Raw genomic sequence first — 26,545 nt, forward strand, 5'->3', positions numbered from 1 at the left:
CTGCCGAGGTCGAGGGCGCCGAAGTCGGCGCCGGGACGATCCTGAATGTCGCCCATTGGGAAGCCGCCGTCGCCGCCGGTTCGAAGTTCATCGTCAGCCCCGGCACGACGCAAGAGCTGCTCGATGCCGCCGCCGATTCCGACGTGCCGCTGCTTCCGGGGGCCGCGACCGCCAGCGAAGTCATGGCGCTGCGGGAAGAAGGCTACCAGGTATTGAAGTTCTTCCCGGCGGAGCAGGCCGGTGGCGCCGCTTATCTCAAGGCGCTGTCCTCGCCGCTTGCAGGCACGTTGTTCTGCCCGACCGGCGGCATTTCGCTGAAGAACGCCCACGATTATCTCTCGCTGCCGAACGTCATCTGCGTCGGCGGCTCCTGGGTGGCGCCGAAGGAACTGGTTGCAGCTGGCGACTGGGCTGGCATTACCAAGCTCGCGGCAGAGGCGGCAGCGCTGAAGGCCTGAGTTTTGGCAGGGGGCGGGCGAACCTCACGGCTCAATCCCGCTCCCCCTATTTGTATTTCAGCCGTCGCAAACCTATGTTCTCCTCCAGTTTCAAACAGGGAGACGACGAGGAATGTTCGACGCAAAGAAGCTTCTCGACCAGTTCTTGGGTTCACAGATGCCGGGTCTTGGCGGTTCCGTCCGCGACAGGGCCGGCGACGCCGTGCAGACGGCAAAGAACAATCCGCTGGCGACTGGCGCCATTGCCGCCGTACTTCTCGGCACCAAGACCGGCCGCGGTATTGCGGGCAATGCACTGGCGATCGGCGGTCTTGCCGCCATTGCCGGCCTCGGTTACCAGGCCTACAAGAATTACCAGGCGGGGCAGGCGCCGGCAGCCCCCTCGGATGCGCCGTCGGCAAACAACCCGGTTCTCCTGCCGCCGCCTGCCGAGTCCGGTTTCGGGCCGGCGTCGCCTGCCGGCAGCAACGAATTCGTGCTGGTGCTGATCCGGGCGATGATCGCCGCCGCCAAGGCCGACGGCCATATCGACGATGCCGAACGCGCCCTGATCATGGACAAGGTCAAGGCCGCCGACGTCAGCGGCGAGGCTGCGGCCTTCATCGAGCATGAACTCGCTTCGCCGACGGATATCGATGCGCTCGTTGCTGCCGCGACGACGGAAGAACAGCGCGTCGAGCTTTACACCGCCTCGCGGCTCACCATCGACCCGGATTCGCGCGCCGAGCGCGGTTATCTCGATCTGCTTGCCGGCCGCCTCGGACTTGCCGACCAACTGGTCGACCATATCGAGGCAACGGTGTCCTCCGCCAAGGTGACCTTGTCACAGTGACATCTAAAGCATGTCGCGCAAAAGTGTGCAGCGGTTTTGCGACAACGACATGCATTGAAATAAGGGCCTAAAGCGCAACGCGCTTTAGGCCGGTTGCCTTTGTCGGGCGGCTGGCCTATCCACTCTTCCGAAAAGGGGAGTGGACATGCGCGATCTTGCAAATTTCAAGGGCTGCCCGGCGCCGAAGCCGGTCACGCTGAAGGGCCGTTTCGTCACCGTCGAGCCTTATCGGCGCGCCGAACATCTTGAGGCGCTGTGGGATGGGCTTGGCGGCATGGGCATCAATCCGCTGCTTCTCTATTTCGCGCAGGACGACTTCTCCGGCATCGACGATTTCGCCAGCTGGCTGGAAACCGTCAACACCAAGTCCGGCTGGCTCACCCATATCTTCCGCGACAATGCCACCGGCAAGATTGTGGGCATGGCGAATTACATGCGCGCCGACCCGGCAAACGGCGTCGTCGAGATCGGCGGGGTGGCACATGGGCCTGAGATGAAGCGGTCGCCGCTTTCGACCGAGGCGCATTATCTGATGGCCAAGCATGTCTTCGAGGATCTCGGCTACCGCCGCTACGAATGGAAATGCGACAATAAGAACGAGGCGAGCAAGACGACGGCCGCCCGTTACGGCTTCAGCTTCGAAGGCATCTTCCGCCAGCACATGATCTCCAAGCATCGCAACCGCGACACCGCATGGTTCTCGATGATCGACAGTGAATGGCCGCTGATCAACGATGCCTTCGGAGCCTGGCTTTCGCCTGAGAATTTCGATGCCGAGGGCAACCAGATCCGCCGCCTGCAGGACATCCGCGCCGATCTTGAAAAGGAAAGGCTGGTATGAGCCCGGAAAGCCGCTCGCAGGCGACCGCCGCCGGTATCATCCTGCTCAGCGCCGCCCTCGTCATCTATTTCCTGCCGACCATCGTGCTCTGGATCGGCAATTTTTCGCCGACGCTGGCAATCGTCGTCGGCATCTGCCTGATCATGGCGTTTTTCGCAGTTTTCTGGCTGCGGGCGCGCTACCAGCGCAGCCGGGGGAAATAGTCTACAGCATTGCGCAATTCCGGACGCAAAAACGCTGCGCACTTTTGCTGGAATTGCTCTAGCCCTGCAGCGAGGCCCCGAGCAGCAGGGCGCCCATCAGCATGACGAGTACGGCGCCGAGGATTTCGATGGCGTTGCCGATCCAGATCGAGGCGGTCGAGCCGCGTCCGGAGAGGCGGACGGCCGCACTCTTGGCGGTGACGGCAAGTGTGGCAAGGAGCGAAACGGTGATCGCCGTGCCGAGCGACATGGCGGCGACCGAAAGCACGCCGCCGAGATAGAGCCCGTTCAGCAGCGAGAAGGTCATGACCAGCAATGCGCCGGAGCAGGGGCGCAGACCGACGGCCACGATCGCCGACCAGGCCTCGCGGGCGCTGAACCTGTCGCCGGCGAGCAGGGACGGATCAGGCACATGGGCATTGCCGCAGGTCTCACAGACCATGCCGGGAACGAAGGTGTGGCCGGCTTCCACAGCCTGCGCCTTGCCGTTGAAGGCATAGGCCTGGCGTTCGGCGGCATTGTCCTTCCAGTCGAGCATCATGCTGACCGGACCGGCCGGCGTCGCCATCAGCCGGCGGCGCGGCATGTTACCCACCAGCGAGCGCAGTTTGCGGAACAGCAGCCAGCCGCCGAAGAGGATGACCATGACGAAGCTTGAGATCTCCATCGCGTGGGTCGCCGCCGTCAGCGTGATGCCGGTACCGCGTAGTACCAGCCAGGCACCGCCGACCAGCGCCACCGCCATCACGCCCTGGACGAAGGCCGAAATGAAGGAAATCACCACGCCGCGCTTCAGCTCGACCTCGTTGGCGATCATGTAGGAGGAGATGACCGCCTTGCCGTGGCCCGGGCCGGCGGCATGGAAGACGCCATAGGCGAAAGAGAGGCCGATCAGCGATGCCAGCTGCCAGGGGTCTTGGCGCATCGCCTTCAAGGCACCGGTCAGCGCCCGGTAGAAGGCTTGCTGCTCGTAATTGACGTAGAGAAATAGCGGCGCAAACGGCCCGCCAGTCGGCTGGAAGCTCGGCTCCGCCGTGCCGATGCCAAGCGGCGATTGCGCATGAGCGAGGCTTGCAGCCGTCACCAGCGCAAGGGTCGCAGCGGCAAGGATGAGGGGCAGGCGTTTCGTCAGCATGTGACCTCCAGCCGGGTGGCGAAGAGTTTGGACATGTTGGTGCCGGTGGGATCGTTGAAGAAGGCGTCCGTCAGCGACTGTTTGTTTTGCGAGATCACCTCGTCGGCATCCGGCCGCACCACCTGATGTTTGCAGGCCTTGAAGCCGTCTCCGACGATCGCAAGCTCGTTGTCTGTCGGAAAATCGATCGAGGTGTAGAGCGTCGGATCGTAGACGCCGAAAGTGAGCCTGCCCTTCAGCGGCATCTTTTCCACCGGCTTTACCGCGAAGAACATCAGCAGCTGGCCATCCTTGTAGTCGACATGGATGATGTCGGGCTTCTGGACGGTGATGTTTTTCCCATTGATCGTCAGGTTCATGTAGTAGTCGTAATCTGCAAGCGACTTCTTGACCGTGTTGCCGACGTCGGTCAGCTCGTTCGGCTCCAGCTTCAGGTCGGTGTTCTTGTCGAAATCCATGACCACGGAGGACGAAAAGACCTCGTCGAAGCGCCAGACGTTGCGCAGTTCCTCGACACTGCCGTCCTTGCCGGCCACGACTTCGAGACGCGCCTCCACGAAGATGTGCGGATGAGCAAAGGCGGCGGTCGGCGCCAGCGAAAGAAGCGCGGCGATCAGTATCTTCGAATGTCTCATCTATCTCGCTGCCCTGTTCGCTGCCCCTGACTTCTTGCCAGAAATTGGGACGGAATTGGGACCGGGCTCGGCATCGGTTTCGCGGGGCCGGATGTTGATGCAGGGCGGAATGTCGCATCGCTTCGCAAGGGCACTGCGCTAAAGCATGTCGCGATCTTTCAGATTCGCTTGCCACGCTTTGCATCTTTGGTTCTTCGCATGCCTTTAGCGCAAAACCGCTGCACACTTTTGCGCGACATGCTCTACGGATGCTTCTTGAACCAGTTGTGCAGGTAGTCGACGAAGATCCTTACCTTGGCCGGCAGGTAGCGCCGGTGTGGATAGACGGCATAAATGCCGCGGTCGGTCGGGATGTAATCGTTGAACAGCGTGACCAGTTCGCCGCTCTCGATCGGCTTGCGGGCGATGAAATCCGGGATGAAGGCTATGCCGATACCGGCGAGTGCTGCGCGTAATGTTGCATGCGGACTGTTGACCTCTATCGGTCCGGATACGGCGACGGCGAATGAGGTGTTGTCGGGATTGTGGAAGCGGATGCTCGCCTGGGTGCGCGCGTTGGTGTCGACGATGAAGGGGACGTTGGAAAGGTCCGTCGGATGCTCGAGGTTGGGATGACGCTCGAGAAACTCGGGGGTGGCGCAGATATGGATGCGGAAATCCGAGATCTTGCGGGCGATCATGCCGGAATCTTCGAGCTTGGTGATGCGGATCGCCACGTCGAAGCTTTCCTCGATCAGATCGACGAACCGGTCATCGGCGGCGATCTCCAGTGAAAGATCCGGGTTCTCCTTGGCGAAATCGATCAGCGACTGGCCGACATCGGCATCAACGAAGGTGCGCGGCACGGAAATGCGTAGCCGTCCTTTGAGCTGTGCATTGTTCTCACGCACGAGATCGGCGAGGTTGTCGATCTCCTTTAAGATATCGGAGGCGGTGCGGTAATAGGTATGGCCGGCTTCGGTCATGGAGAATTGCCGGGTGGTGCGGTTGAGCAGCAGGGCGCCGAGCTCATCTTCCAGTTCGCGCACATATTTGGAGAGCAGCGCCTTTGAGCGGCCGGTGCGTCTTGCCGCGGCGGAGAAGCCTTCGGCCTCGACGACATCGATGAAGGCACGTATGCGGGTCAAGGTATCCATGGCACCCCTCAGGCTGTTTCGGAATGTTGAACAAATTGGCTCGTCTTGTTCAATTATTTTTTTGGCCCGAGATCAAAAAATCGCTTGATTATGAAGGCGAATATTCTTATTTCCCACTCAGCCCAAAGTCGCACGTGCCCATGGGTGTCCGCCGAACCCTCGAATTGGTGAGGAAATCGGTAAGGTACCTGGAATTAACCCCTCCAGTCGCTATTCCGGCCAACCGGAAAATGCGAGGACGCCTGAAGCAACGACGGTGCGGGCCTTTTTGTTCTCTCCCTGCTTTCCATCAGCGGGGGTTACTGAAGAGGCACACCATCATTGCCGGAAGTGCGGTTGGGACTCTCCCTCCAATCCATGGCAGACAAAGCCGAACTTACACCGCACCGCGGCGTTGGTTCACCATCCGCGCATCGAGCGCTTGCTATGGTTCCGGGGTCTCCACCGGCTGGTTCCAATGCGAGCTATCGTATGCCCTTTGTCCTCCGGTTCATGCCGGAGCTCTGGAATTGGAAGAGGGAATCGATATGACCACCCAGCGCATCCGCGACTTTCTCGCAACCCGACGTCCCGATGGTCCCTGCCTCGTGGTTGACCTCGACGTCGTTCGCGACAATTTCCACGCCTTCCGTCACGCTATGCCGGACAGCGCCATCTATTACGCCGTCAAGGCCAACCCGGCTCCGGAAGTGCTGAAGCTGCTCGCAGGCCTCGGCTCCAATTTCGATTGCGCATCCGTTGCCGAAATCGAAATGGCGCTTGAAGCCGGTGCGACCGCCGCCCGTATCTCCTACGGCAACACGATCAAGAAGGAACGTGACGTTGCCCGCGCGCATGCGCTCGGCGTCAGCCTCTTTGCGGTCGACAGCCACGAGGAAGTCGAGAAGATCTCGCGCGCCGCTCCCGGCGCCCGTGTCTTCTGCCGCGTGCTCACCGATGGTGAAGGCGCTGAATGGCCGCTGTCGCGCAAGTTCGGCTGCGTCCCGCAGATGGCTGTCGACGTTCTCGTCTACGCCCATCAGCTTGGCCTGCAGTCCTATGGCGTCTCGTTCCATGTCGGTTCGCAGATGACCAAGGTCGATGCCTGGGATTCGGCACTCGCCGATGCCAAGCGCGTCTTTGTATCGCTTGCCAAGCAGGGCATCCACCTGCAGATGGTCAACATGGGCGGCGGCTTCCCGACCAAGTACCTGCGTGACGTTCCGTCCGCAGAAGCTTACGGCAAGTCGATCTACCAGGCGCTGCGCACGCATTTCGGCAACCAGATCCCGCAGACGATCATCGAGCCGGGCCGCGGCATGGTCGGCAATGCCGGTGTGATCAAGGCGGAAGTCGTGCTGATTTCGAAGAAGTCGGACAATGACGATGCTCGTTGGGTATTCCTCGACATCGGCAAATTCGGCGGTCTCGCCGAGACGATGGACGAAGCCATCCGCTATCCGATCCGCACGGATCACGACGGCGACGAGATGGAGCCCTGCGTCATCGCCGGCCCGACCTGCGATTCGGCCGACGTGCTCTACGAGAAGAACCTCTATCCGCTGCCGATCTCCCTTTCGATCGGCGACGAGGTCCTGATCGAAGGCACCGGCGCCTATACGACGACCTATTCGGCGGTCGCTTTCAACGGTTTCGACCCGCTGAAGGCCTACATCATCTAAGGTCGTTTCCGTCGGCCCCGTAACCAATCGGGGCGGCAACTTCACAATTTTCTTTCATCGCCGCTGATAACGGTATTGGGTACGGGAGGCCAAGATGGCCGCTGTTCTTGATTCTGTCCGCGCATTCTTTGCGCCTACCACTTTCGCCATCGACGCCGAAAATCCCTCGGATGTCGTTGCTCGCGAAAACCTGCTCGACCGCGTCATGGGCCCGGATCGCCGCAAAAAGTCGTCGGAGAAGATCCGCCGCAACCGCGTTCCGGCCGAGGGCCTTGCGCTGGTGGCGCGCGATCGCGACGGCCATGTCATTGGCTCGGTGCGCCTCTGGAACATCGAGGCCGGCGTCAATGACGAAGGCACGCCGATCAATGCGCTGCTGCTTGGACCGCTCGCCGTTGCGCCCCATCACGGCGGCAAGGGCATCGGCTCGGCGCTGATGCGCGCAGCGATCCTCGAAGCGAAGAAGCGCGGGCATGGCGCCGTCCTGCTCGTCGGCGATGCTGCCTATTACGAGCGTTTCGGCTTCTTTGCCGAGAGGGCTCACCATCTTGTCATGCCGGGTCCGTTCGAACGTTCGCGCTTTCTTGCGCTCGAACTCACGGAAGGCTGGCTTGACGGCGCGGCCGGCATGATCGTCCCTTCGGGACGCATGCTAGCCAGCGCGCCGGTTCGCCGCGCAGCTTGAGCTGTGCCGATCGGCCGGTCGGGGTTGGGAATCTTTCCCTCCTGGCCGGCAATGTCCGCGCCGCTTGACCATGGAGGCAGGCGGGCCTGTCGTGGGTGCGGCGCGGATTGTCTTTTGACGGGTGCGCGGCTGTGGTCAGCTGGGTAAGCGTCGCACGCGAAAACACAATCGCGTGAAAAGTGGCGCCGGCACGCGAACAAATCGCTGCGATATCCTATCTTGCGCCGCATGATCCGCCTTCTCTCCCTTCTGCTTCTTTTCTGCCTGCCGCTTGCCGCAACGAGGCCGGCGGCTGCCCAGAGCACTGCTTCCGGCGTCAGCGGGCTTGGTCCGCGTCTCGACCACGCGGCGAGCGACCCCGCGATGAGGCCTCTCAAGACGGTGATCGTCGCTCGCGACGGACGAGTGCTCGGCGAACGCGGGTTCCATGGTCATTCGCCCTCGGAATCGACCAATATCAAATCCGCTTCGAAATCGATCATCTCGGCGTTGGTCGGTATCGCCATCGATAAAGGCCTGCTGAAGGGGCCGGATCAGAAGATCGCGCCGATCCTGAAGGCCGATCTCCCGGTAACGCCAGACCCGCGCATCAACGACATCACCATCGGCAATCTCCTCTCCATGCAGGCTGGGCTCGATCGCATGTCGGGGCCGAACTATGGCCGCTGGGTCTCTTCGCGCAACTGGGTGCGCTTTGCGCTCTCGCAGCCTTTCATCGATCAACCCGGTGGCGAGATGCTCTATTCCACCGCATCCACCCATCTGCTGTCGGCCATTCTCACCAAGGTCGGGGGGCAGTCGACGCTGGCGCTGGCGCACGAATGGCTGGGTCCTGTCGAAGGCTTCCGCATTGGCGCATGGGAACGCGATCCGCAGGGCATCTATCTCGGCGGCAACCAGATGGCGATGAGCGCCCGGTCGCTGCTTGCCTTCGGCGAACTCTACCGCAACGGCGGCAAGACCGCCGACGGCCGCCAGATCGTCCCTGCCGACTGGATCTCGCAATCGTGGCAGCAGCGCACAAACTCGCGCTTCTCGGGCGATGAATATGGCTATGGCTGGTTCACGCGGCAGATCGGCGGCGAGCAGGTGCATTTCGCCTGGGGTTATGGCGGGCAGATGCTCTATATCGTGCCGTCGCTCGATCTCACCGTCGTCATGACCTCGGAAGAGAGCGGTCCATCTGCCCGAAACGGCTACAGGGACTTGCTGCACGATCTGTTGGCGGACATTATCGGCGCGGTGCGGGCTGCCTGACGACGGTGCCGCGCGTCTCTGCAGACGCGCAAAGGACGCTGTAACGCTTGAATTGCTGCATTATGCCGCAGGAAAACCTCGCGATCGTTAAATTCTTAGCGAAGCGCCCAATCAAACCGCAAAACGCTTCCTGTAAATTCCGCAAGAATTTCGGGAAAGCGCCATGCTGCTGGATCTCAGGACAATCTATTTCATTGTTGCCGTGAGTTGTTTCGTGCTGGGCATCCTCCAGCTTGCTGCCTATGCGACCGGCCGCTTCGAGAGGTGGCCGCTTTGGTGGGGTTTGAGCAACCTTCTTGTCGGCGTCGGGTCCTTCCTCGTCGCGTTGCGCAATCTCGTTCCCTACTCCGTCTCGATCGACGGCGGCAATATCGTCACCATCGCCGGCTACATGCTGATGTTCTTTGCCGTGCGGGTGTTTTCGGGGCGGGCGCTCGACCAACGCACTTTCTGGCTTGCCATCTTGCTCGTCAGCGTTCCTGTCGTCCTCATCGTCAGCGATCCATCGGCAGTCTCGGCGAGGCTCCTCTACGTCTCCGTCATCTGCTGCCTCTGCGATCTTGCCGTCGCAAGGGAGGCAATCAGCATTGTCCGGCGCGAAAAGCTGTATTCGGCAGCCCTGCTTGTCGGCCTCTATATTTGCACTGCGGCGATCTTTGCGGTTCGCAGCATTCTCGCGGCGACCGGTGAGATCGGTGGGCCGGATCCTTTCGGCGGTAGTGCAATTCACAGCTGGATGGCGGTATCGGCGGTCGCGTTCATCATGCTTCGCAGCATGGCGATGGTGCTGATGGCTGCCGAGCGCAGCCGAAATCAGCTGACGGAACTCGCTCACCATGATCCGCTGACCGGCGCCCTCAATCGCGGTGGCCTTGCCCAACATCTGCCGGCTCTCGGTTCCCAGCCGGTATCGTTGCTGATCATCGATATCGACCATTTCAAGCAACTGAACGACAGGCATGGCCATGCCGCCGGCGACGACATCCTGCGGCTTTTCGCCAGTGTTTCGAGGGGCATCATGCGCTCCGACGACCTGCTTGCCCGTCAAGGTGGGGATGAGTTCCTGGCGGTGCTGAAAAATGTTTCCCGGGAGGATGCAGTGGCGATTGCCGAGCGCATTCGTCTCGCCTTCGCCGCCGCCGTCATGCAGCGGCCGGATCTGGTAGTCTTTCCGACGCTGAGCATCGGCGTTGCCGCGCGTTCGGAAAGCGGCGGAGATTTTGAACGGCTGGTGCAGAAGGCCGATGAGGCGCTCTATCGTTCGAAGCGCGAAGGCCGCAACCGGGTCGAAGTCTTCGGGGAAAATCAGCAGGCCGCGTAGGAACGGGGCGAATGTTCCTATCTCGGAGCGGCCCTATCTTTTTGCCTTTGCGCAATTCCGGATGCAAAACCGCTGCGCACTTTTGCTGGAATTGCTCTAGATATTCTGGTCCATCGTTTCGGCCGGGATCTCGTCCGCGCGGTGGACGCGCACGAGCGTTGCCGGCACGCCGGCGACGGTGCAATGCTCGGGGACCGGCTTCAGCACGACACTGCCGGCGGCGACTTTGCTGAAGGCGCCGATTTCGATATTGCCGAGGATCTTCGCGCCCGCGCCGATCATCACGCCGTGGCGGATCTTCGGGTGGCGGTCGCCGGTCTCCTTGCCGGTGCCGCCGAGCGTGACGTTCTGCAGGATGGACACTTCATCCTCGATGACAGCCGTTTCGCCGATGACGATGCCCGAACCGTGGTCGAGCATGATGGACGCGCCGATCCGTGCCGCCGGATGGATATCCGGGCCGAAGACCAGCGAAACGAGATTGGCGAGCCAACTGGCGATCTCCGGACGGCCGGAGACCCAGAGCGCATGGGCGATACGATGCGTCTGCAGCGCATGAAAGCCCTTAAGATTGAGAAGCGCGTGCAGAAATGTCGTGCAGGCCGGATCGCGCTCGCGCACGGCGATGAGATCGGCCTCGACCTTCCGCATGATATCGCCATCAAGTGTGGACAGGATGAGATCGAACAGATCACCGGTTTCCACCTGCGCCACGGAGAGCCGCGCGGCCAGCACGCGGGCGATGATCTCATCGTTGCCAGCGGTGTCCGTTACCTGAGCGGCAAGCAGCTGCTGCAATATCGGCTCGCGTGCGGCAAGCTCGGCCGCCTCGGCGCGGATCACGGTCCAGACAGATGCATCGCCCAAAGGCTGCGGCTGTTGTTCGGTCAAACCGAGGCCGGTCGATTTCGACATTCCCGTTTCCTCTGTCAGCCAGGGTGGCGCGCAAAGCGCTTCCGGTGTGGTTCATGTTTCGCCTGGGCCAGGCGTTTGGCAAGCCCCGATTATAGTCTAGCCGTCCGACGGTCGCAGGTCAGGTGTCCGCTCCGGAAGCCTGCGCCAGTGATAGAGCACATCCGGCTCCCGTTCTTCGTTGTCGGCGCCATCGGTCTCCTCTTCGGCGGTAAAGCCGTGCCGTTGGTAGAACGCACGAGCGCCCGCATTGCGCTGGAACGTCCAGAGCCTGATCTCGTCCATCTCTTCCTTGGCGCAGCCAAGAAGCAAGGAGCCAATGCCCATGCCCTGAAAGTCGGGAAGAACGTAAAGCTGCTCTATCCAGTTGTCGCCATAAGCGATGACACCGACGAGCCGGTTGCCCATGGCAGCGCCGAGGATCGAGCAATTCGGCAGCAGATGCATGCGCCAGTACTGCTCCTCTTCCTCGGGTGTATGCACATCCGGCAGCCAGGGCAGCCGCTGGCATAGGGCGACACGTCTGATTTCAGCTGCGGCTTGCATGTGGTCGGCCGTCAGCGCCACGATTTCGGGTTCCGTCAGGGCGTCGTCCATTACCGGCAGCGGGGCTCAGGCCGAAATATCGATGACGCCGCAGTCGCCGGCTTCGGAGCCGAAGGCGAGCAGCTTGCCGTTTTTGCTCCAGCTCATCGCCGTGATCGCGCCCTTGCCAGGTCGGCGCAGCAGCGCTTCCTTGCTGTCGGCGATGCGCACGGCCAAGATCATGCCGTCAACGAAGCCGATGGCGAGGATATCCTCGAGCGGATGGAACTTCACCGCGGTCGCCATGATATTGGCGCGAGTGCCGAGCTCCAGCGGCGCCTTGCCCATCGGCCCGTCCTTGCCCTGGAAGGGCCAGACGATTGCCGCAGGCGCGCCTGAAGACGCGAGCCACTTGCCCTTGACCGACCAGGAGAGCGATTTCACCTTGGAGGGGTAGCCGGTCATGCGCATGTGGCGGGCTTCGGTGCCGGGCTTGATGTCAAGCTTCCAGCCGTGCAGTGCGTTTTCCTGCATCGAGGTGACGAGGAAATTACCATCAGGTGAGAAGGTGACGCCGGTATGCGCACCCTTCCATTCAAGATCGACCGGCTTGGCGTTCATGCCGATCCAGTGCAGCGACACGCCGTTGTAGCGCGCCGCCGCGATGCGCAGACCTTTCGGCGCAAAGGCAAGGCCCTCGACCGTGCGCTCCTCGGGGAATTCCTTGGTCGTGCCGTCGGCAAGACGCACAAGCGAACTCTTGCCGTAGGAATAGGCAACGGCACCCTGTGGGCCGGCTGCAACCTGCGAAATCCACTTGCGGGGCGCGGTCGCGATTTCGCTGACGCTGCCGTCGGCGGCAATGCGCAGCACCTTACCGTCCTCGCCACCCGAGATCAGGCTCTCGCTGTAGGGATCACGAATGGCGGTGAGCATGCCCTGATGGGCTTCGGAAACCCTGTCGCCGCCATCCAGCCGGTGGAATGTACCGTTTGCGCTTGCGAAGAAGGGAACATCACCTAAAAATTCGACGGCCAGGACGTGGCCGTCGAGATCAAGCGGTGCAACTGTCGGCATCAGGCGGCCGCCCCGCAGGCCTTGAAGGAGGCTTCGAGCTTCTCGCGGTCGAGTTCGCGGCCGATGAAGACGAGACGGCTCTCGTGCTTTTCGCCTTCCTTCCACGGACGCTGGTGATCACCCTCGATGATCATGTGCACGCCCTGAACGACGTAACGCTCGGGATCGTCCTTGAAGGCGATGATGCCCTTGAGACGCAGAATATTCGGCCCCTGCGTCTGGGTGATCTTCTGGATCCAGGGGAAGAAGCGCTCCGGGTTCATCTCGCCGCCGCGCAGCGACACCGACTGCACCGTCACATCGTGAATCGCTGACATCGCGCCATGTTGATGGGCGCCATGGTGATGATGGTCGTGACCGTGGTCATCATGCTGATGACCGTGATGATCATGGTCATGATGGTGGTGGTCATGATCGCAATCGGGGCCGCAGACATGGTCGTCATGGCCCTGCTCGAGGAAATGCGGATCGTTTTCGAGCGCGCGTTCCAGGTTGAAGGCGCCCTGATCGAGCACGCGGGCGAGATCGACGCCGGAGCGGCTGGTCTTGTAGACGCGGGCAGCCGGGTTGATGGCGCGGACGATATCCTCGATCACATCAAGTTCTTCCGGGGTCACCAGGTCACTCTTGTTGATGATGACGACGTCGGCGAAGGCGATCTGGTCTTCGGCCTCGCGGCTGTCCTTCAGGCGCAGCGGCAGGTGCTTGGCATCGACGAGGGCGACGACGGCATCGAGCTCGGTCTTGGCGCGTACATCGTCATCCATGAAGAAGGTCTGGGCGACCGGCACCGGATCGGCAAGGCCCGTCGTTTCGACGATGATGCCATCGAAGCGGCCAGGACGGCGCATCAGGCCTTCGACGACGCGGATCAGGTCGCCGCGCACCGTGCAGCAGACGCAGCCATTGTTCATCTCATAGATTTCCTCGTCCGACTCGACGATCAGGTCGTTGTCGATGCCGATTTCGCCGAATTCATTGACGATGACCGCATATTTCTTGCCGTGATTTTCGGAGAGAATGCGGTTGAGCAACGTCGTCTTGCCGGCGCCGAGATAACCGGTGAGCACGGTAACGGGAATAGGCTTCAGGGTGGAGATCGCGTCGGTCATGAGAACCTCTAGGATTAGGCGTGCGGCCGAGCGGCTTGGGATCGGCTGCTTGAACGGTTGGTCTCATATAATGGCTTGAGCGTGGCAGTTCAAAGGGTTTTATAATGTTATAAGATCACATCGTTTGCACGGCGCAGACGACCCATATTTACCGCAGTTGAGTGATGTCGAATGCATCGACATCCTCCAGCAGTTCCACCAATCCTTTGACCGAATGCGCAATCAGCGCCTCACCCTTTTGCGCCGTCGAAGCCGCGGCGTTGCCCGCCACGCCTTCCGTGTTGAGATCCGACATCTTCCAGCCGAAGGCGTGCGGCCCGTAGGCGCGCAGATGCTTGAAGCGCCCGGCGAATTCCGTCTGTCGCGAGGGAAAGTCCGCCGCCTTCGCCATATCAACCTTGTCGGGATGAAGCGCCAGCATCACCGAGGTCTCGATATCGCCGCCATGGATGCCGATCGCCTTTTCCTCCGACGTGATCACGCCATCCGGCACGCCGAAACGGGTCCAGCTCGTTGCCACCGCCAGCATGGCAAAGCGGACCCGCGCCTCGGTCGCGACGACTGATATGACGGACGAATTGCCGCCATGGGCATTCAGCATCACGAATTTGCGGATGCCCTGCTTCGCCAGGCCTTCGGCGATGCCGAGCCAGCGGTTTACCGCTTCGTCGAAGGCAAGCGTCTTCGTTCCTTCAACGTCCATATGCTCAATGGAATAGCCGATGGCTTCGGCGGGCAGGAAGGTGACCGGCAGGCCGGCGGGCAAGGCTATCTTCAATCGCCCGGCAATGCCTTCGGCAATCAGCGTGTCGGTTTCGAAGGGCAGGTGAGGGCCGTGCTGTTCATGGGCGCCGAGCGGCAACACGGCGATCAGGTTGCGCCCATCAGGGGCAAAGGCCGGGTTGCCGTCCTCCAAGCGCGGCGAAGGTGTCATCATCCGGTCGTTACCTCTTGTTTATGACGAGATCCTGCGCAATGTCATATCGCAGCGGCGTCGGGGCTTAAAGATCAAAGGGATGGCTATGGGAAAGAAGCGCAAGGACGGCAAAAAGAACAAATCCAAGAAGAAGGACCAGACCGAGTATACGCTCGTCGATCTCTCCCCGGCTCTGACCCAGGCGGCGCGTTCCATGCGGACGGTGCTGTCGCGCAACCTGCTGGAAAGCGGCCTTTATGCCGGCCAGGATGGTGTCATTCTGTTGCTTGCCGAGAGCGATGGTATGACGGCCGGCGGCCTTGCCCAGAAGCTCGGCGTCAAGGCGCCGACGATGACGCGCACGATCGGCCGCATGGAGGCGCAGGGCTTTCTCGAGCGCAAGCCCGATGCCGAGGATGCACGCCTGACCAAGGTCTACCTCACCGACCTCGGCCGTGGCAGCGTGCAGGGGATCGAGATGGCGGCTTCGGCCTGCGACATGCTGGCGACGCAGGAGTTCTCCGAGAAGGAAATTCGCAATCTTGTCCGATTGCTGAAGGCGATCGATGCCAATCTGCAAGCCGAAGCCATTCATATCGAAGAACCGGACGAAGACTGAAATTTCCCCGAAAGACGAATTGCTTCCACCGATTAAATCTTTTAATTAAACATTTTAAGGGCCGCGCCGGTTTGACGGCGGGGTCTTGCTGCTTACGTGCTGCCTGGAGGAGGACACGTGGTCCAGAAGATCAAGCTTTCGACTATTGCCGAAACGCTCGGCATTTCAACGGCGACCGTATCGCTAGCCTTACGCGACAGTCCGCTCGTCGCCGGCAATACCCGGGAGAAGATCAAGGAGCAGGCGCGCGCGCTCGGCTATATCTACAATCGCCGTGCCGCCAGTCTTCGCACCTCGCGCTCCGGCATCATCGGCGTCGTCGTGCACGACATCATGAACCCCTTCTATGGGGAGATCCTGAAGGCGATCGAAAGCGAGCTTGACCGCAGCCGCCACACCTTCATCCTTTCCAACCATTACGACAATGTCGAGAAGCAGCGCACCTTCATCGAGACGCTCCTGCAGCTCGGCGGCGACGGCGTCATCATGTCGCCGGCGATCGGTACGCCGCCTGAGGACGTGCAGCTGGCGGAAGACAACGGCATGCCGGCGATCCTCGTCGCTCGCTCGATGGAAGGGCAGGACCTGCCGACCTATCGCGGCGACGACAGCTATGGCATCTCGCTTGCCACCAACCACCTGATCGGTCTCGGTCATCGCTCGATCGCCATGATCGGCGGCACGGACCAGACATCCACCGGCCGCGATCGCTACCAGGGTTATGTCAACTCGCTGCGCAAGGCCGGCATCGAGGTCGATCCGAACTTGCGCATTCCCGGTCCGCGCTCGAAGCAGGGCGGTTTCGAGGCTGCAGTGCATTTCCTTTCGCTGCCGCAGAAGCCGACCGCAGCCGTCTGCTGGAACGATCTCGTGGCGATCGGCCTGATGAACGGCATTGCACGCGCAGGCCTGGTGCCGGGACGCGATATTTCCGTCACCGGTTATGACGATCTCGAGGAGGCCTCGATCGCCACCCCGGCGCTGACGACCGTCTGGAACGGTCAGGCCGAGGTGGGGCGCCTGGCAGCCCGGGCGCTGCTCGATCGCCTTGCCGGCAGCCATGAGCCTGATGGCATGCATCTGATCAAGCCGGAAATGCGCATTCGCCAGTCCACCAGTCCCCATCGGCCCCGCGCCTGAACCACGACCGCCATCCAAGAGGAAAAGCCATGTCCCGCATCGCCATTCTCGTTCCTGGGAAGATACACGAGCGTGTTCTCGAAAGGCTGAAGGATCGTTTTGAGATTATTGCCGTCGCACGCGAGGAGAAGCTTGCGCTGGACGGCGAGACCGCCGGCCGCATCCGCGGCGTCGCCGTTTCCGGCTCCTTCCCGGGCGCCTGGATGGAGCAGCTGCCGCATGCTGAAGTGATCGCCAATTTCGGTGTCGGTTATGACGGCGTCGACGTGAAACGCGCTGCCGAAAGAGGCATCGTCGTCACCAATACGCCTGAAGTGCTGAACGACGAGGTCGCCGATACGGCGATCGGCCTGCTACTGAACACGGTGCGCGAATTGCCGCGGGCCGAAGCCTGGCTGCGTGCGGGCAACTGGAAGCCGGGCACGGCCTATCCGTTGTCGCGCTTCTCGCTCAAGGGCCGCCATGTCGGGCTTTATGGCCTTGGCCGCATCGGGCTCGAAATCGCCAAGCGGCTGGAGCCGTTCAAGGTGAAGATCAGCTATCACACGCGTTCGCGCCATGCCGACGTGTCCTACGATTATCACCCGACGTTGAAGGGGCTGGCGGAAGCGGTGGACACGCTGATCGCCATCGTTCCGAAGACGCCGCAGACTCACAAGACGATCGATGCGGATATTCTGGCAGCACTCGGCCCTAACGGCATTCTCGTCAATGTCGGCCGTGGCTGGACGGTGGACGAAGGGGCGCTTAGTGCCGCTCTTGCCTCCGGCGCATTCGGGGCAGCCGGCCTCGACGTCTTCTATGAAGAGCCGACCGTACCGGCCGACCTGCTTGAACCGACCAATGCCGTGCTGCTGCCGCATGTCGCCTCCGCATCCGTGCCGACGCGCAATGCGATGGCCGATCTCGTCGCCGACAATCTCATTGCCTGGTTCGAGAAGGGTGCGGCTTTGACGCCGGTGCCGGAGACGCCGCAGAAGGCTTAGGCGCGGGTTGGTTCGGCGGACGATGCTTGCTGCCAAGCAACAGACATAGCGCTTCGCGGGCGCCTGGAATCAGGCGAGCGCCTGCGCGGAGATGACCGGCAGCTTGGCAGCGGCATAGGCGCGGACGGCGTCGCCGAAAGCGGCGAACAGCTGGTTCGAGGACTTGTCGGTTTCAGCCCAATATTCCGGATGCCATTGCACGCCGACGGCGAAAGCCTTGGCGTCGATAACGGAAACGGCCTCCACCGTGCCGTCCTCGGCGATCGCTTCCACCTGCAGGCGTGGGGCGGTTCTGGCGATTGCCTGGCGATGCAGGGAATTCACGCGGATCTCGCCCGGACCGAGAATGCCTGCGATGCAGGAACCTTCCTTGACGTGGACGGTCTGGCGAATGGCGTACATGCCGTCCCGGTCGACGCCTTCCGGCCGGCGATGGTCCCAGATTCCGGGCTGCTCCTGGATCTCGCTTGCCAGCGAGCCGCCGAGGGCGACATTCAGCTCCTGGATGCCGCGGCAGATGGCGAGCAGCGGGATGGCGCGGTCGATGGCGCGGCGGATGAGCGGCAGGCTGGTGGCGTCGCGGGCGGGGTCGAAGGGGCCGTCCTTGTCATTCGCCTCGGCACCGTAGAGGGAGGGATGAACATTGCTGGCCGAACCCGAGACCAGCAGGCCGTCGACGCGGTCGAGGATCGCGTCGGTATCGTAGCCCTCCTCGAAAGCGGGGATGATGAAGGCCATGACACCGGATGCGTTTAATGCGGCGCGCAGATATTGATGCTGCACGGCATGCCAGGTCGCGCCGTCGAAGCTACGGATATCGGCAGGAATGGCAACGATCGGTTTCGTCATATCAGCCCCGGTCAAAATCTTTATTCTCGTCGTTTCTTCCGCCTGAACGGCCGTCAAGTCAACGCTTGGCTGTATCAGGCGGCCAAATTGCGACGGAAGTGGCGCTCTGCCTTTCCGGTTTACCGCTAAGCCGCTGATTCTGATGGATACGTGCGCGTTGCCTTATTGCCGTCTTGATGCCAAAGGCTAATAGACTAAAGCTTGAATCGCGGCTTGCGCCATGCTTAGCTTTGCCCTTGCTGCGGGTAGGGGTGAGATTGGCCGCGCAGTGTCATCTATATGGGAGGTTTTTGATGGATCGTCGTTCGTTTTTCAAGAAGGCGGGAACCGCCAGCGCCGGTGCGGTTGCCGCAACGGCATTGGCAGCGCCTGCGATCGCGCAGGAGAATCCGAAGATCGCGTGGCGCATGACGTCGTCGTTTCCGAAGAGCTTGGATACGATCTATGGCGGAGCCGAGGATATCGCCAAGCATGTTGCCGCCGCGACGGACGGCAATTTCACGATCCAGCCCTTCGCGGCCGGTGAAATCGTGCCCGGCCTGCAGGCCGTCGATGCCGTTGCCGCGGGTACGGTTGAGGCAGCCCACACCACTTCCTATTATTTTGTCGGCAAGGACCCGACCTATGCCATCGGAACGGCCATTCCGTTCGGGCTGAACAGCCGCCTGACCAATGCCTGGTACTATGAAGGCAACGGCAATAAGCTGATGAACGAATTTTATGCCACACAGGGCATGTATGCGCTGCCGGCAGGCAATACCGGTGCGCAGATGGGCGGCTGGTTCCGCAAGGAAATCAACACGCTCGATGACCTCAAGGGTGTCAAGATGCGTATTGCCGGTCTCGCCGGCCGCGTCATGGAGAAGGTCGGCGTCATCCCGCAGCAGATCGCCGGCGGCGACATCTATCCGGCGCTTGAAAAAGGCACGATCGATGCGGCGGAATTCGTCGGCCCTTACGACGACCTGAAGCTCGGCTTCCACAAGGTGGCGAAGTACTACTATTATCCCGGCTGGTGGGAAGGTGGCCCGACGGTGCATGGGTTCTTCAATCTCGAAAAATGGAGCAGCCTGCCCAAGCATTATCAGGCAGCGCTGACCGACGCCTGCGCTTTCGCCAATACCAACATGCTGGCGAAGTACGACACGAAGAACCCGACCGCGCTGAAGCAGCTGGTTGCGGAAGGCGCGACGCTGCGCCCGTTCAGTCAAGAGATCATGGAAGCCTGCTTCCAGGCGGCGACGGGCATCTACAGCGAAATCTCGGGCACGAACCAGTATTTCAAGAAGATCTACGACGACCAGACCGCCTTCAAGCGGGATGCCTATCTCTGGATGCAGCTGTCGGAATACACCTTCGACACGTTCATGATGATCCAGCAGCGGGCCGGGAAGCTTTAAGGCTTTCCGCCGGCAGGCTCGGGGCTTCAGACGAATGCGATGCCAGAACCCCGGATTTCCGTCCGGGGTTTTGTTTTTGCTGGACTATTTTGCCGGTGGCGGCGGTGCTCCCGGCAGGCCGTTCAGTGGCGGCAGGGTCAGGCCGGGGATCTGCGGTGAGCCATTGCCGCCGCCGCCCATCGGCGGCAGGCCGAGTTGGCCGCCGAAGCCCGGGACTTCGATCTTGATCGAGTTCGGGTCGACCTTCGGACCGTGATCCAGCCAATAGGTTACCGATTGCGGCCAGAAGATCACGATCGCCACCAGGATCAGCTGCATGCCGACCCAGGGGAGAGCACCCATGTAAATATCCGAGGTCTTGACGTCCTTGCTGGCGATGGAGCGCAGGTAGAAGAGCGCGAAGCCGAAGGGCGGGTGCATGAAGCTCGTCTGCATGTTGACGCAGATCAGGACGCCGAACCAGATCAGGTCGATGCCGAGACTGGAGGCGACCGGTGCGAGCATCGGGATGACGATGAAGGCGATCTCGAAGAAATCGAGGAAGAAGGCGAGCACGAAGATGAAGATGTTGACGAAGATCAGGAAGCCGACCGGGCCACCGGGAATGCCCGACAGCATGTGCTCGATCCAGCGCGAGCCGTCCATGCCCTGGAAAACCAGGCTGAAACAGGTGGAGCCGATCAGGATCATCACCACCATGGAGGTGATGTGCGTGGTCGATGCCATGGCCTCGCGGATCAGCGGCCAGGTGAGGCGCCGGTTCATGGCGGCAAGCAGCATCGCGCCGACGACACCGAGCGCGCCTGCCTCTGTCGGCGTCGCAAGGCCCATGAAGATCGTGCCGAGCACCAGGAAGATCAGGACGATCGAGGGCACCATGCCCATCAGCACTTTCACGAGCAGCGCCCAGTTGAAGTCGCCGCGCACCTCCTTCGGCAGCGGCGGCATCGATTTCGGCCTGATGATCGACAACACCAGGATGAAGAGCACGAAGATCGTCACCTGCAGGATCGAGGGGCCGATCGCGCCGAGATACATGTCACCGACCGACCTGCCGAGCTGATCGGCAAGAACGACGAGCACCAGCGAGGGCGGGATCACCTGGGTGATCGTGCCCGAGGCGGCGATGACGCCGGTGGCAAGGCGCGGATTGTAGCCATAGCGCAGCATGATCGGCAGCGAGATCACCCCCATGGTGATGACGGAGGCGGCAACCGTTCCGGTGATCGCGCCCAGCACGGCGCCGACGAGGATGACGGCATAGGCGAGGCCGCCGGGAACGCCGCCGAAGAGTTTGCCGGTGCCTTCGAGCAGATCCTCGGCAAGCCCGCAGCGCTCCAGTATCGCGCCCATGAAGGTGAAGAAGGGGATGGCGAGCAGGAGGTCGTTGGAAAGGATGCCGAAGAAGCGCAGCGGCAGAGCCTGCAGGAAGACTTCGCCGAAATGGCCGGTGACGATGCCGACGATGCCGAAAAACAGGCCGACGGCGGCGAGCGAAAAGGCGACCGGAAAGCCGTAGAGCATGAAGATGACCATGCCCAGGAACATGGCCGGCGGGATGATGCCGAAATCAAACAAGTCCGTTTCTCCCAGCCCGCGCTACTGCAGCGGTTTTTCGTATTTTGTATCGATGCTGATATGGCCGGTAACGGCTGCGATCCGCTTGATCAGTTCGGAAACCCCCTGAAGGGAAAGCAGCGCGAAGCCGGCGACGAGGATCAGCTTGACGGGCCATCGGATGAGCCCGCCGGCGTTGCCCGATATTTCTCCCTGCTGGTAGGACAGTGCGAAGAACGGCCAGCAGATCCAGGTGAGGAAGACGCATGCGGGAAGGAGGAAGAGGATGAGGCCGACGATGTCGATCCAGATCTTCGCCCTGTCGGAAACCGAACCATAGATCAGGTCGACGCGGACATGCTCGTTGTTGCGCAACGCATGCGAGGCGCCGAGCATGACGACGAAGGCGAAGAGATACCACTGGATCTCAAGCCAGCCGTTCGAACTGTAGTTGAAGGCATAGCGGACGATGGCGTTTCCGGCGCTGATCAGACAGCAGAACAGCACCATATATTCGGAAATTTTGCCCATGAACTGACTGATCGAATCGATCAGCCGGCTTGCTGCCAGAAGTACCGACATTCGCCTCCCCTTGTTCTTGTCCTGCCGGTTTTCCGGCAGCTTTTCCCTCTTGCAATCGATGTAGACCACGGCCTTTGAAATTGGAAGGATAAATGCCTCGCGTTGGAGTATAGTCTTAGATGCACCGGCCCCGCGGTATGGCCATCAAATATTTCGACAACCCAGGCGTGGATAAATTATTTCAATAATCTCGCCAGTAGGCTGTATTGACGCGCGTAAGCTGTGCGGTTCATCCTATGGTTTTAGAAAATTTGACCAAATGTTTGATTCCATTGAAATCAATTTTTAAAGGGTTGGGCTTAGAATTCCCGCGCACAGGGAAAGTGTGGATGAAGCCAGATAACCCGAACAGGGTCCCTTTAGATGTGTATCTGTCGTTTGTGAGTTCCCTTTCCGGGAACCGCATGACGCTGCTTGCTGGCGTGATCGTGCATGTTGCGACCTGCCTTGCCGTTGCTGCCAAGACGCAGTCCTTCGTCTACATCCTGCTGTCGGTCGCCTTCCTCCTGGTCTTCTGCGTTCGCATGGTCGTCTTCCGGCAGTTCGATCGCGTCGACAAGGAGAGCCTGTCGCACGTCGGGATCGAGCGTTGGGAAAGGATCCTGGTTGCCGGTGCGGCCTGCACCACCGCGCTGCTTGGCATCGCCAGCGGATACGCCATCTTCGTGGTCCACGATTCCTTTGCGGAACTTGCCTGCATTGCCGTCACTATGGCGACCATGGTTTCCGTTGTCGGCCGCAATTACGGTTCGCGCCTGGCGGTCGACCTCCAGACCTTCTCCTGCTGTCTGCCGATGATCGTCTGCAGCCTGTTGGCGCTGGATTTCTATCGTGGCCTGCTGTCGATCTTCCTCATTCCGTTCTGGCTGACGACGCGGGCCATGGCGAACGGCGTGCGCGAGTTCCTCTATGAGAATGTCATCGCGCGCCGGGAAATCACCATCATCGCCGACCGCTTCGACACGGCGCTCAACAACATGCCGCATGGCCTGGTGATGGTCGATGCCGAAAACCGTATTCAAGTCGTCAATCGCAAGGCCTGCGAGCTTCTGAAGATCGGTGCGCCGGAGCGGTTGAAGGATCGCGAACTTGGCGCCGTGCTGCGCTACGGTGCGCGCTACAGCTTCATGGACGCCTCGCAGCCGGAGCTTATTCTGCGCCAGCTCACCCAGGTCGCCGAAGGCAACCTATCGCGGACGCTCATTCATTTCCCCGAGGGCCTGTCGCTCGAATTCTCGGCCAGCCGAAGGGCCGACGGCGGGGCCGTGTTGATCTTCGAGGACGTGTCGAGCCGGGTGAAGGCCGAGCAGAAGATCATGCACATGGTCCGCTTTGATGCGCTGACGGGCCTGCCGAACCGCGAATATTTCGGCCAGCTGGTGCAGGAGTATCTCGCCAAACATCAAAGGAAGTCCGGGCCGCTCGGCTTCATGGTCCTCGATATCGACGAATTCAAACATGTCAACGACATGCGCGGCCACGTTACGGGCGACCACCTGCTCTGCGCCATCGCCGCCCGCATCAAGCAGGCCTCCGGCAACGCCATCCTCGGCCGGTTGATGGGAGACCAGTTCATCCTGTTCTTCCCGCATGCCAAGGAACCGGCTTCGCTCGACGTCGAGATTCGCCGCGTGCACGCCGCAATCCAGGGCAATTACGCGGTCGACGAGCTGACCTTCCTGGTTTCGCTCAGCGCCGGCTACGCGATTCTCGAAAGTGCCGCGTTTGCGATGGATGAATGGAGCGTCAAGGCGGATCTGGCGCTGTTTGAAAGCAAGTCGCGCTTCAAGGGCGGCATATCAGGCTTCGAGCGGGAGATGGATGGCCGCTATATCGAGCAGCAGAAGCTGAAGGCGGATCTGCGTGATGCGGTCTCGGCGCAGGCGTTGCATCTCGCCTTCCAGCCGATGTTCCGGTCCGACGGCTCGCGGATCGAATGCGCCGAGGCGTTGGCGCGCTGGGTTCATCCGGAGAAGGGCTCGATCCCGCCCGACGTCTTCATCCGGCTCGCCGAGGATATGGGCATCATCTCCGACATCACCCGCTTCGTCCTGTTCAAGGCGTGCAGCGAATGCATGAACTGGCCCGAACATATCGCCGTCTCGGTCAATCTTTCGGCGCGGGATCTGCGCGACGCCGATATTCTTTCGGTGGTCGCCGAAGCACTTGCCCATTCCGGCCTCGACGCAGCGCGGCTGCATCTCGAAGTCACCGAAAGCTGCCTGATCGACGAGCCGGCGGCCGTGCGCGCCATCCTGGCGGAGCTCAGGGCCCGCGGCATCACCATCGCTATCGACGATTTCGGTACCGGCTTCTCCAGCCTCAGCTATCTCGACACGCTGCCGCTCGATATCGTCAAGATCGATCGCTCCTTCGTGCGCAACATCGTCGAGGATAACCGCCGCCTGAAGCTGCTGCGCGGCACGGTCCATCTCGCCCGCGAACTGGGCCTGAAGATCGTCATCGAAGGCGTCGAAACCGAGGAACAGCTCGCACTGCTCAACAAGCACCGCAGCGCCGATCTTGTTCAGGGCTACGTTTTCTCGCCGCCGGTGCCTTCCCAGAATATCCCGCTGTTGCAACACGGCATCGGCCGCCGCGTCGTGCAACGCCGCCGCAGCAAGGTCGCCTGAGCGGTCTCAACGGACAGTTTTCCCCCTGAAGAGCGCGTTCCGCGTTAACCTTAACGATTTAAAAACGGCCGAAATCATCGGATTTCCTTGCCTAAATGTCGCTGGCGTATGATTAATGATCCGTTAACAAGCGGATCGAGAAATGTCAGAGACACTGTTCAAGCGTAGTGATTTCAGCACAAAAATTTTGGAAGTTTTGGATCATGTCGAGTATCGCCGCGTCGAAAGCAGCGAAGACATGGAGCAGGTAGAACGGTTGCGCTACAAGGCCTATAAGGCCCATGACGTGCTGGCGCTCGCCCCGAAAGGGCTGCTGGACGACAGCGATTTCGATAGCCACGCCTATATCTTCGGTCTGTACTATTATGGGGAATTGGTCAGTACGATCCGGGTTCATTATGTGACACCGGAACATCGTCTCAGTCAGTCCGGTGGCGCCTTTCCCGAGGCGATGGATGAACTTCTGGATGCGGGGCTGACCTTGATCGATCCGGCGCGTTTTGCAGCCGACCCCGAGCTCACCGCCGATCTGCCGTGGGTTCCCTATCTGACGCTGAGGCCCACCATCGTGGCGGCGGCGTATTTCCGTGCCGACCGCGTTCTTCAATTCGTTCGGCCGCCGCATGCGGCCTTCTACAAGCGGGTCTTTTATGCCGATACGGTCGTGCCCGGCCGGCTGGCGAAAAATTACGGGATCGACATGACGCTGATGGCGACGAATGTGATCGAGGTCGGACGAAAGCTGCTGACGCGCTATCCCTTCTTCATCTCCAGCGCCAGCGAGCAGCGCATGATGTTTTCGCGCAATCCCAACGACACCTTGCCGCCGCTCACCATCATTCCGACGGCGCGTTTCGTGCCGCAAGGCGAGCTCGGCACCGACCTGCCGCTGTAATTTGCCCTCGTCCCCGACGGCGAGACGATCTTCGCCGGGGCAAATGAGGTGGACGACGGACGCAGGCGATATCGGCCGTCCTCAGGTCATATTCCGGGCCTCTGACATGGCGGTTGCCACACGCGCCTGCGGCATTCTCATGCATTGCGCTTTCGCCTGTCATTGTGTAATCCCTGCACGTAGGGATTTCCCTCGCCTAGAGGGAAATTAGGCAGCGCAGAGGCATTTCAGGGAGACGATATTTATGGCCGAACATCATACCGGACCGGTCGAGACCGGCGCGCCGATGGATTACAAAGAACATGAAAAGACCTACGACATGTTCATCGCCGGCGCGAAATACGGCTCGATGCTTCTCATCGTCCTCCTGCTTGCGATGACCGCCGGTTTCTTCGGCGGCGCCGGCCTTCTCGGCGGCCTCTTCGTCTTCATCATTCTTCTCGCCGCCGGCATCTTCCTGTTCCGCTGACCGCGTGGATTCAGAGGGTCAGAGCGTCCTTTGTGCGTCCGAAAGGACGTGCGGCGCTCTGAGGGGAGGAGAGCTTCTCTGAAGCTTTGTGAATTAGATGCTTGGCCCGCGCAGGGGAGCCTGCGGCGGTCTGGCTGACCCGGAGGAGGGGGCAGTTGGGCAATATCGTTTTCGTTGCAAGGGAAATCACGGGCGAGGAGACACGTGTCGCCGCCTCCCCCGAGACCGTGAAGAAGATGAAGAGTTTCGGCTTCGACGTCATCGTCGAAGCCGGTGCTGGTGCAGCTTCACGCATTCCGGACGGAGAATTCGAGACCGCGGGTGCCAGGATCGGCAGTTTTGCGGATGCAGCCTCCGCCGACGTGGTGCTGAAGGTGCGCCGGCCCAGCGGATCGGAAATCTCCGGCTATAAAAGCGGCGCGGTCATCATCGCCATCATGGATCCCTACGGCAATGACGAAGCGATCGCGGCTTTGGCAAGCGCGGGGCTTTCGGCTTTCGCGATGGAACTGATGCCGCGCATTACCCGCGCCCAGTCTATGGATGTACTTTCGTCCCAGGCCAATCTCGCCGGTTACCAGGCTGTCATCGAGGCGGCGGCGGTTTATGACCGCGCCATGCCGATGATGATGACGGCGGCCGGCACCGTGCCGGCCGCCAAGGTCTTCGTCATGGGCGCCGGCGTCGCGGGTCTTCAGGCGATCGCGAC

General features: G+C 61.2%; 26 protein-coding genes and 1 pseudogene. 16 read left to right on the forward strand and 11 right to left on the reverse strand.

The window, feature by feature from the left end; all coding sequences use genetic code 11:
- The 4 genes from eda to MOV76_RS27295 all read left to right on the forward strand — a co-directional run.
- A partial coding sequence (gene eda / locus MOV76_RS27280) for a bifunctional 4-hydroxy-2-oxoglutarate aldolase/2-dehydro-3-deoxy-phosphogluconate aldolase (RefSeq protein WP_247265697.1) occupies positions 1-458 on the forward strand: 458 nt, incomplete at its 5' end.
- A gap of 112 nt (positions 459-570) precedes the next feature.
- Positions 571-1,290, forward strand: coding sequence for a tellurite resistance TerB family protein (locus MOV76_RS27285; protein ID WP_018243608.1), 720 nt, complete (start codon positions 571-573; stop codon positions 1,288-1,290).
- Positions 1,291-1,435: 145 nt separating this feature from the next.
- Entirely contained in the window at positions 1,436-2,131 is a 696-nt protein-coding gene (locus tag MOV76_RS27290; RefSeq protein ID WP_018243607.1) for a GNAT family N-acetyltransferase, read from the forward strand.
- Entirely contained in the window at positions 2,128-2,334 is a 207-nt protein-coding gene (locus tag MOV76_RS27295) for a hypothetical protein (protein WP_018243606.1), read from the forward strand. Before MOV76_RS27290 ends, MOV76_RS27295 begins: the two co-directional genes overlap by 4 nt.
- Positions 2,335-2,392: 58 nt before the next feature.
- Here the strand turns inward: MOV76_RS27295 and MOV76_RS27300 are convergent, their stop codons facing one another.
- The 3 genes from MOV76_RS27300 to MOV76_RS27310 all read right to left on the reverse strand — a co-directional run bounded on the left by MOV76_RS27300 (position 2,393) and on the right by MOV76_RS27310 (position 5,240).
- On the reverse strand, positions 2,393-3,469 hold the full coding sequence (locus MOV76_RS27300) for a nickel/cobalt transporter (RefSeq protein WP_047622395.1): 1,077 nt from the start codon (positions 3,467-3,469) through the stop codon (positions 2,393-2,395).
- On the reverse strand, positions 3,463-4,104 hold the full coding sequence (locus MOV76_RS27305) for a DUF1007 family protein (RefSeq protein WP_018446031.1): 642 nt from the start codon (positions 4,102-4,104) through the stop codon (positions 3,463-3,465). The genes MOV76_RS27300 and MOV76_RS27305 overlap by 7 nt, the downstream gene beginning before the upstream one ends.
- 242 nt (positions 4,105-4,346) lie before the next feature.
- A complete protein-coding gene (locus tag MOV76_RS27310; protein ID WP_018446032.1) occupies positions 4,347-5,240 on the reverse strand; it encodes a LysR family transcriptional regulator in 894 nt (297 codons plus the stop codon).
- Positions 5,241-5,767: 527 nt separating this feature from the next.
- On the opposite strand from MOV76_RS27310, the gene odc2 reads away from it, so the two are divergent.
- The 4 genes from odc2 to MOV76_RS27330 all read left to right on the forward strand — a co-directional run bounded on the left by odc2 (position 5,768) and on the right by MOV76_RS27330 (position 10,164).
- On the forward strand, positions 5,768-6,901 hold the full coding sequence (gene odc2 / locus MOV76_RS27315) for an ornithine/lysine decarboxylase (RefSeq protein WP_018517632.1): 1,134 nt from the start codon (positions 5,768-5,770) through the stop codon (positions 6,899-6,901).
- Between the two features lie 94 nt (positions 6,902-6,995).
- Entirely contained in the window at positions 6,996-7,586 is a 591-nt protein-coding gene (locus tag MOV76_RS27320; RefSeq protein ID WP_247265698.1) for a GNAT family N-acetyltransferase, read from the forward strand.
- A 228-nt stretch (positions 7,587-7,814) separates the two neighbouring features.
- Positions 7,815-8,843 carry a serine hydrolase gene (locus MOV76_RS27325; protein WP_047622396.1) on the forward strand — a complete coding sequence of 343 codons (1,029 nt, stop codon included), beginning with the start codon at positions 7,815-7,817 and terminating at the stop codon, positions 8,841-8,843.
- 163 nt (positions 8,844-9,006) lie between these two features.
- Complete coding sequence (locus MOV76_RS27330; RefSeq protein WP_168298721.1) at positions 9,007-10,164, forward strand: GGDEF domain-containing protein; 1,158 nt, start codon at positions 9,007-9,009, stop codon at positions 10,162-10,164.
- 96 nt (positions 10,165-10,260) lie between these two features.
- On the opposite strand, the gene cysE is transcribed toward MOV76_RS27330, so the two are convergent.
- From cysE to MOV76_RS27355, 5 genes are all read right to left on the reverse strand, one after another.
- The gene (cysE, locus tag MOV76_RS27335) at positions 10,261-11,079 is read right to left on the reverse strand and encodes a serine O-acetyltransferase (protein WP_047622399.1); all 819 of its coding nucleotides are present in this window, start codon (positions 11,077-11,079) and stop codon (positions 10,261-10,263) included.
- Positions 11,080-11,175: 96 nt separating this feature from the next.
- Positions 11,176-11,673, reverse strand: a complete 498-nt coding sequence (locus tag MOV76_RS27340) for a GNAT family N-acetyltransferase (protein WP_047622400.1) — start codon at positions 11,671-11,673, stop codon at positions 11,176-11,178.
- A gap of 15 nt (positions 11,674-11,688) precedes the next feature.
- Entirely contained in the window at positions 11,689-12,678 is a 990-nt protein-coding gene (locus MOV76_RS27345; RefSeq protein WP_130759025.1) for a WD40 repeat domain-containing protein, read from the reverse strand.
- Positions 12,678-13,790, reverse strand: coding sequence for a GTP-binding protein (locus MOV76_RS27350; RefSeq protein ID WP_018243595.1), 1,113 nt, complete (start codon positions 13,788-13,790; stop codon positions 12,678-12,680). The genes MOV76_RS27345 and MOV76_RS27350 overlap by 1 nt, the downstream gene beginning before the upstream one ends.
- 148 nt (positions 13,791-13,938) lie before the next feature.
- On the reverse strand, positions 13,939-14,727 hold the full coding sequence (locus MOV76_RS27355; RefSeq protein ID WP_247265699.1) for a creatininase family protein: 789 nt from the start codon (positions 14,725-14,727) through the stop codon (positions 13,939-13,941).
- Between the two features lie 85 nt (positions 14,728-14,812).
- Here MOV76_RS27355 and MOV76_RS27360 point away from each other — a divergent pair, with 85 nt between their 5' ends.
- The 3 genes from MOV76_RS27360 (at position 14,813) to MOV76_RS27370 (ending at position 17,451) form a co-directional block, all read left to right on the forward strand.
- Positions 14,813-15,325, forward strand: coding sequence for a MarR family winged helix-turn-helix transcriptional regulator (locus tag MOV76_RS27360; protein WP_018243593.1), 513 nt, complete (start codon positions 14,813-14,815; stop codon positions 15,323-15,325).
- Between the two features lie 117 nt (positions 15,326-15,442).
- Entirely contained in the window at positions 15,443-16,465 is a 1,023-nt protein-coding gene (locus MOV76_RS27365) for a LacI family DNA-binding transcriptional regulator (protein ID WP_003542973.1), read from the forward strand.
- A 29-nt stretch (positions 16,466-16,494) separates the two neighbouring features.
- Entirely contained in the window at positions 16,495-17,451 is a 957-nt protein-coding gene (locus MOV76_RS27370; protein ID WP_247265700.1) for a 2-hydroxyacid dehydrogenase, read from the forward strand.
- 69 nt (positions 17,452-17,520) lie between these two features.
- On the opposite strand, the gene MOV76_RS27375 is transcribed toward MOV76_RS27370, so the two are convergent.
- Positions 17,521-18,300: a gamma-glutamyl-gamma-aminobutyrate hydrolase family protein gene (locus MOV76_RS27375; protein ID WP_247265701.1), complete on the reverse strand. Its 780-nt coding sequence runs from the start codon at positions 18,298-18,300 to the stop codon at positions 17,521-17,523.
- A 293-nt stretch (positions 18,301-18,593) separates the two neighbouring features.
- On the opposite strand from MOV76_RS27375, the gene MOV76_RS27380 reads away from it, so the two are divergent.
- On the forward strand, positions 18,594-19,700 hold the full coding sequence (locus tag MOV76_RS27380) for a TRAP transporter substrate-binding protein (protein ID WP_018243590.1): 1,107 nt from the start codon (positions 18,594-18,596) through the stop codon (positions 19,698-19,700).
- An 84-nt stretch (positions 19,701-19,784) separates the two neighbouring features.
- On the opposite strand, the gene MOV76_RS27385 is transcribed toward MOV76_RS27380, so the two are convergent.
- Together MOV76_RS27385 and MOV76_RS27390 are read right to left on the reverse strand one after the other, a co-directional pair.
- Complete coding sequence (locus MOV76_RS27385; protein WP_047622405.1) at positions 19,785-21,278, reverse strand: TRAP transporter large permease subunit; 1,494 nt, start codon at positions 21,276-21,278, stop codon at positions 19,785-19,787.
- 21 nt (positions 21,279-21,299) lie between these two features.
- Positions 21,300-21,839, reverse strand: coding sequence for a TRAP transporter small permease subunit (locus MOV76_RS27390; RefSeq protein WP_047622406.1), 540 nt, complete (start codon positions 21,837-21,839; stop codon positions 21,300-21,302).
- A 329-nt stretch (positions 21,840-22,168) separates the two neighbouring features.
- Between MOV76_RS27390 and MOV76_RS27395 the strand changes: the two genes are divergently transcribed.
- The 4 genes and pseudogenes from MOV76_RS27395 to MOV76_RS27410 all read left to right on the forward strand — a co-directional run.
- On the forward strand, positions 22,169-24,472 hold the full coding sequence (locus MOV76_RS27395; RefSeq protein WP_026230607.1) for a bifunctional diguanylate cyclase/phosphodiesterase: 2,304 nt from the start codon (positions 22,169-22,171) through the stop codon (positions 24,470-24,472).
- Between the two features lie 142 nt (positions 24,473-24,614).
- Positions 24,615-25,367 (forward strand): N-acyl amino acid synthase FeeM domain-containing protein, encoded by a 753-nt coding sequence (locus tag MOV76_RS27400; protein ID WP_003542957.1) that lies wholly within the window; start codon positions 24,615-24,617, stop codon positions 25,365-25,367.
- Between the two features lie 244 nt (positions 25,368-25,611).
- Positions 25,612-25,836, forward strand: a complete 225-nt coding sequence (locus tag MOV76_RS27405) for an aa3-type cytochrome c oxidase subunit IV (protein WP_018243586.1) — start codon at positions 25,612-25,614, stop codon at positions 25,834-25,836.
- Positions 25,837-25,991: 155 nt separating this feature from the next.
- Positions 25,992-26,545 (forward strand): annotated as a pseudogene (locus tag MOV76_RS27410) (NAD(P)(+) transhydrogenase (Re/Si-specific) subunit alpha); the annotation flags it as partial.

This window comes from Rhizobium sp. PRIMUS64 (assembly GCF_023006465.1).
Taxonomy (GTDB): domain Bacteria; phylum Pseudomonadota; class Alphaproteobacteria; order Rhizobiales; family Rhizobiaceae; genus Rhizobium; species Rhizobium leguminosarum.

Bases quoted from the DNA above. Each gene is read 5' to 3' on its own strand.
- MOV76_RS27285 (WP_018243608.1), top strand. From the start codon at position 571: ATGTTCGACGCAAAGAAGCTTCTCGACCAGTTCTTGGGTTCACAGATG.
- MOV76_RS27290 (WP_018243607.1), top strand. From the start codon at position 1,436: ATGCGCGATCTTGCAAATTTCAAGGGCTGCCCGGCGCCGAAGCCGGTC.
- MOV76_RS27295 (WP_018243606.1), top strand. From the start codon at position 2,128: ATGAGCCCGGAAAGCCGCTCGCAGGCGACCGCCGCCGGTATCATCCTG.
- MOV76_RS27300 (WP_047622395.1), bottom strand. From the start codon at position 3,469: ATGCTGACGAAACGCCTGCCCCTCATCCTTGCCGCTGCGACCCTTGCG.
- MOV76_RS27305 (WP_018446031.1), bottom strand. From the start codon at position 4,104: ATGAGACATTCGAAGATACTGATCGCCGCGCTTCTTTCGCTGGCGCCG.
- MOV76_RS27310 (WP_018446032.1), bottom strand. From the start codon at position 5,240: ATGGATACCTTGACCCGCATACGTGCCTTCATCGATGTCGTCGAGGCC.
- odc2 (WP_018517632.1), top strand. From the start codon at position 5,768: ATGACCACCCAGCGCATCCGCGACTTTCTCGCAACCCGACGTCCCGAT.
- MOV76_RS27320 (WP_247265698.1), top strand. From the start codon at position 6,996: ATGGCCGCTGTTCTTGATTCTGTCCGCGCATTCTTTGCGCCTACCACT.
- MOV76_RS27325 (WP_047622396.1), top strand. From the start codon at position 7,815: ATGATCCGCCTTCTCTCCCTTCTGCTTCTTTTCTGCCTGCCGCTTGCC.
- MOV76_RS27330 (WP_168298721.1), top strand. From the start codon at position 9,007: ATGCTGCTGGATCTCAGGACAATCTATTTCATTGTTGCCGTGAGTTGT.
- cysE (WP_047622399.1), bottom strand. From the start codon at position 11,079: ATGTCGAAATCGACCGGCCTCGGTTTGACCGAACAACAGCCGCAGCCT.
- MOV76_RS27340 (WP_047622400.1), bottom strand. From the start codon at position 11,673: ATGGACGACGCCCTGACGGAACCCGAAATCGTGGCGCTGACGGCCGAC.
- MOV76_RS27345 (WP_130759025.1), bottom strand. From the start codon at position 12,678: ATGCCGACAGTTGCACCGCTTGATCTCGACGGCCACGTCCTGGCCGTC.
- MOV76_RS27350 (WP_018243595.1), bottom strand. From the start codon at position 13,790: ATGACCGACGCGATCTCCACCCTGAAGCCTATTCCCGTTACCGTGCTC.
- MOV76_RS27355 (WP_247265699.1), bottom strand. From the start codon at position 14,727: ATGATGACACCTTCGCCGCGCTTGGAGGACGGCAACCCGGCCTTTGCC.
- MOV76_RS27360 (WP_018243593.1), top strand. From the start codon at position 14,813: ATGGGAAAGAAGCGCAAGGACGGCAAAAAGAACAAATCCAAGAAGAAG.
- MOV76_RS27370 (WP_247265700.1), top strand. From the start codon at position 16,495: ATGTCCCGCATCGCCATTCTCGTTCCTGGGAAGATACACGAGCGTGTT.
- MOV76_RS27375 (WP_247265701.1), bottom strand. From the start codon at position 18,300: ATGACGAAACCGATCGTTGCCATTCCTGCCGATATCCGTAGCTTCGAC.
- MOV76_RS27380 (WP_018243590.1), top strand. From the start codon at position 18,594: ATGGATCGTCGTTCGTTTTTCAAGAAGGCGGGAACCGCCAGCGCCGGT.
- MOV76_RS27390 (WP_047622406.1), bottom strand. From the start codon at position 21,839: ATGTCGGTACTTCTGGCAGCAAGCCGGCTGATCGATTCGATCAGTCAG.
- MOV76_RS27395 (WP_026230607.1), top strand. From the start codon at position 22,169: ATGAAGCCAGATAACCCGAACAGGGTCCCTTTAGATGTGTATCTGTCG.
- MOV76_RS27400 (WP_003542957.1), top strand. From the start codon at position 24,615: ATGTCAGAGACACTGTTCAAGCGTAGTGATTTCAGCACAAAAATTTTG.
- MOV76_RS27405 (WP_018243586.1), top strand. From the start codon at position 25,612: ATGGCCGAACATCATACCGGACCGGTCGAGACCGGCGCGCCGATGGAT.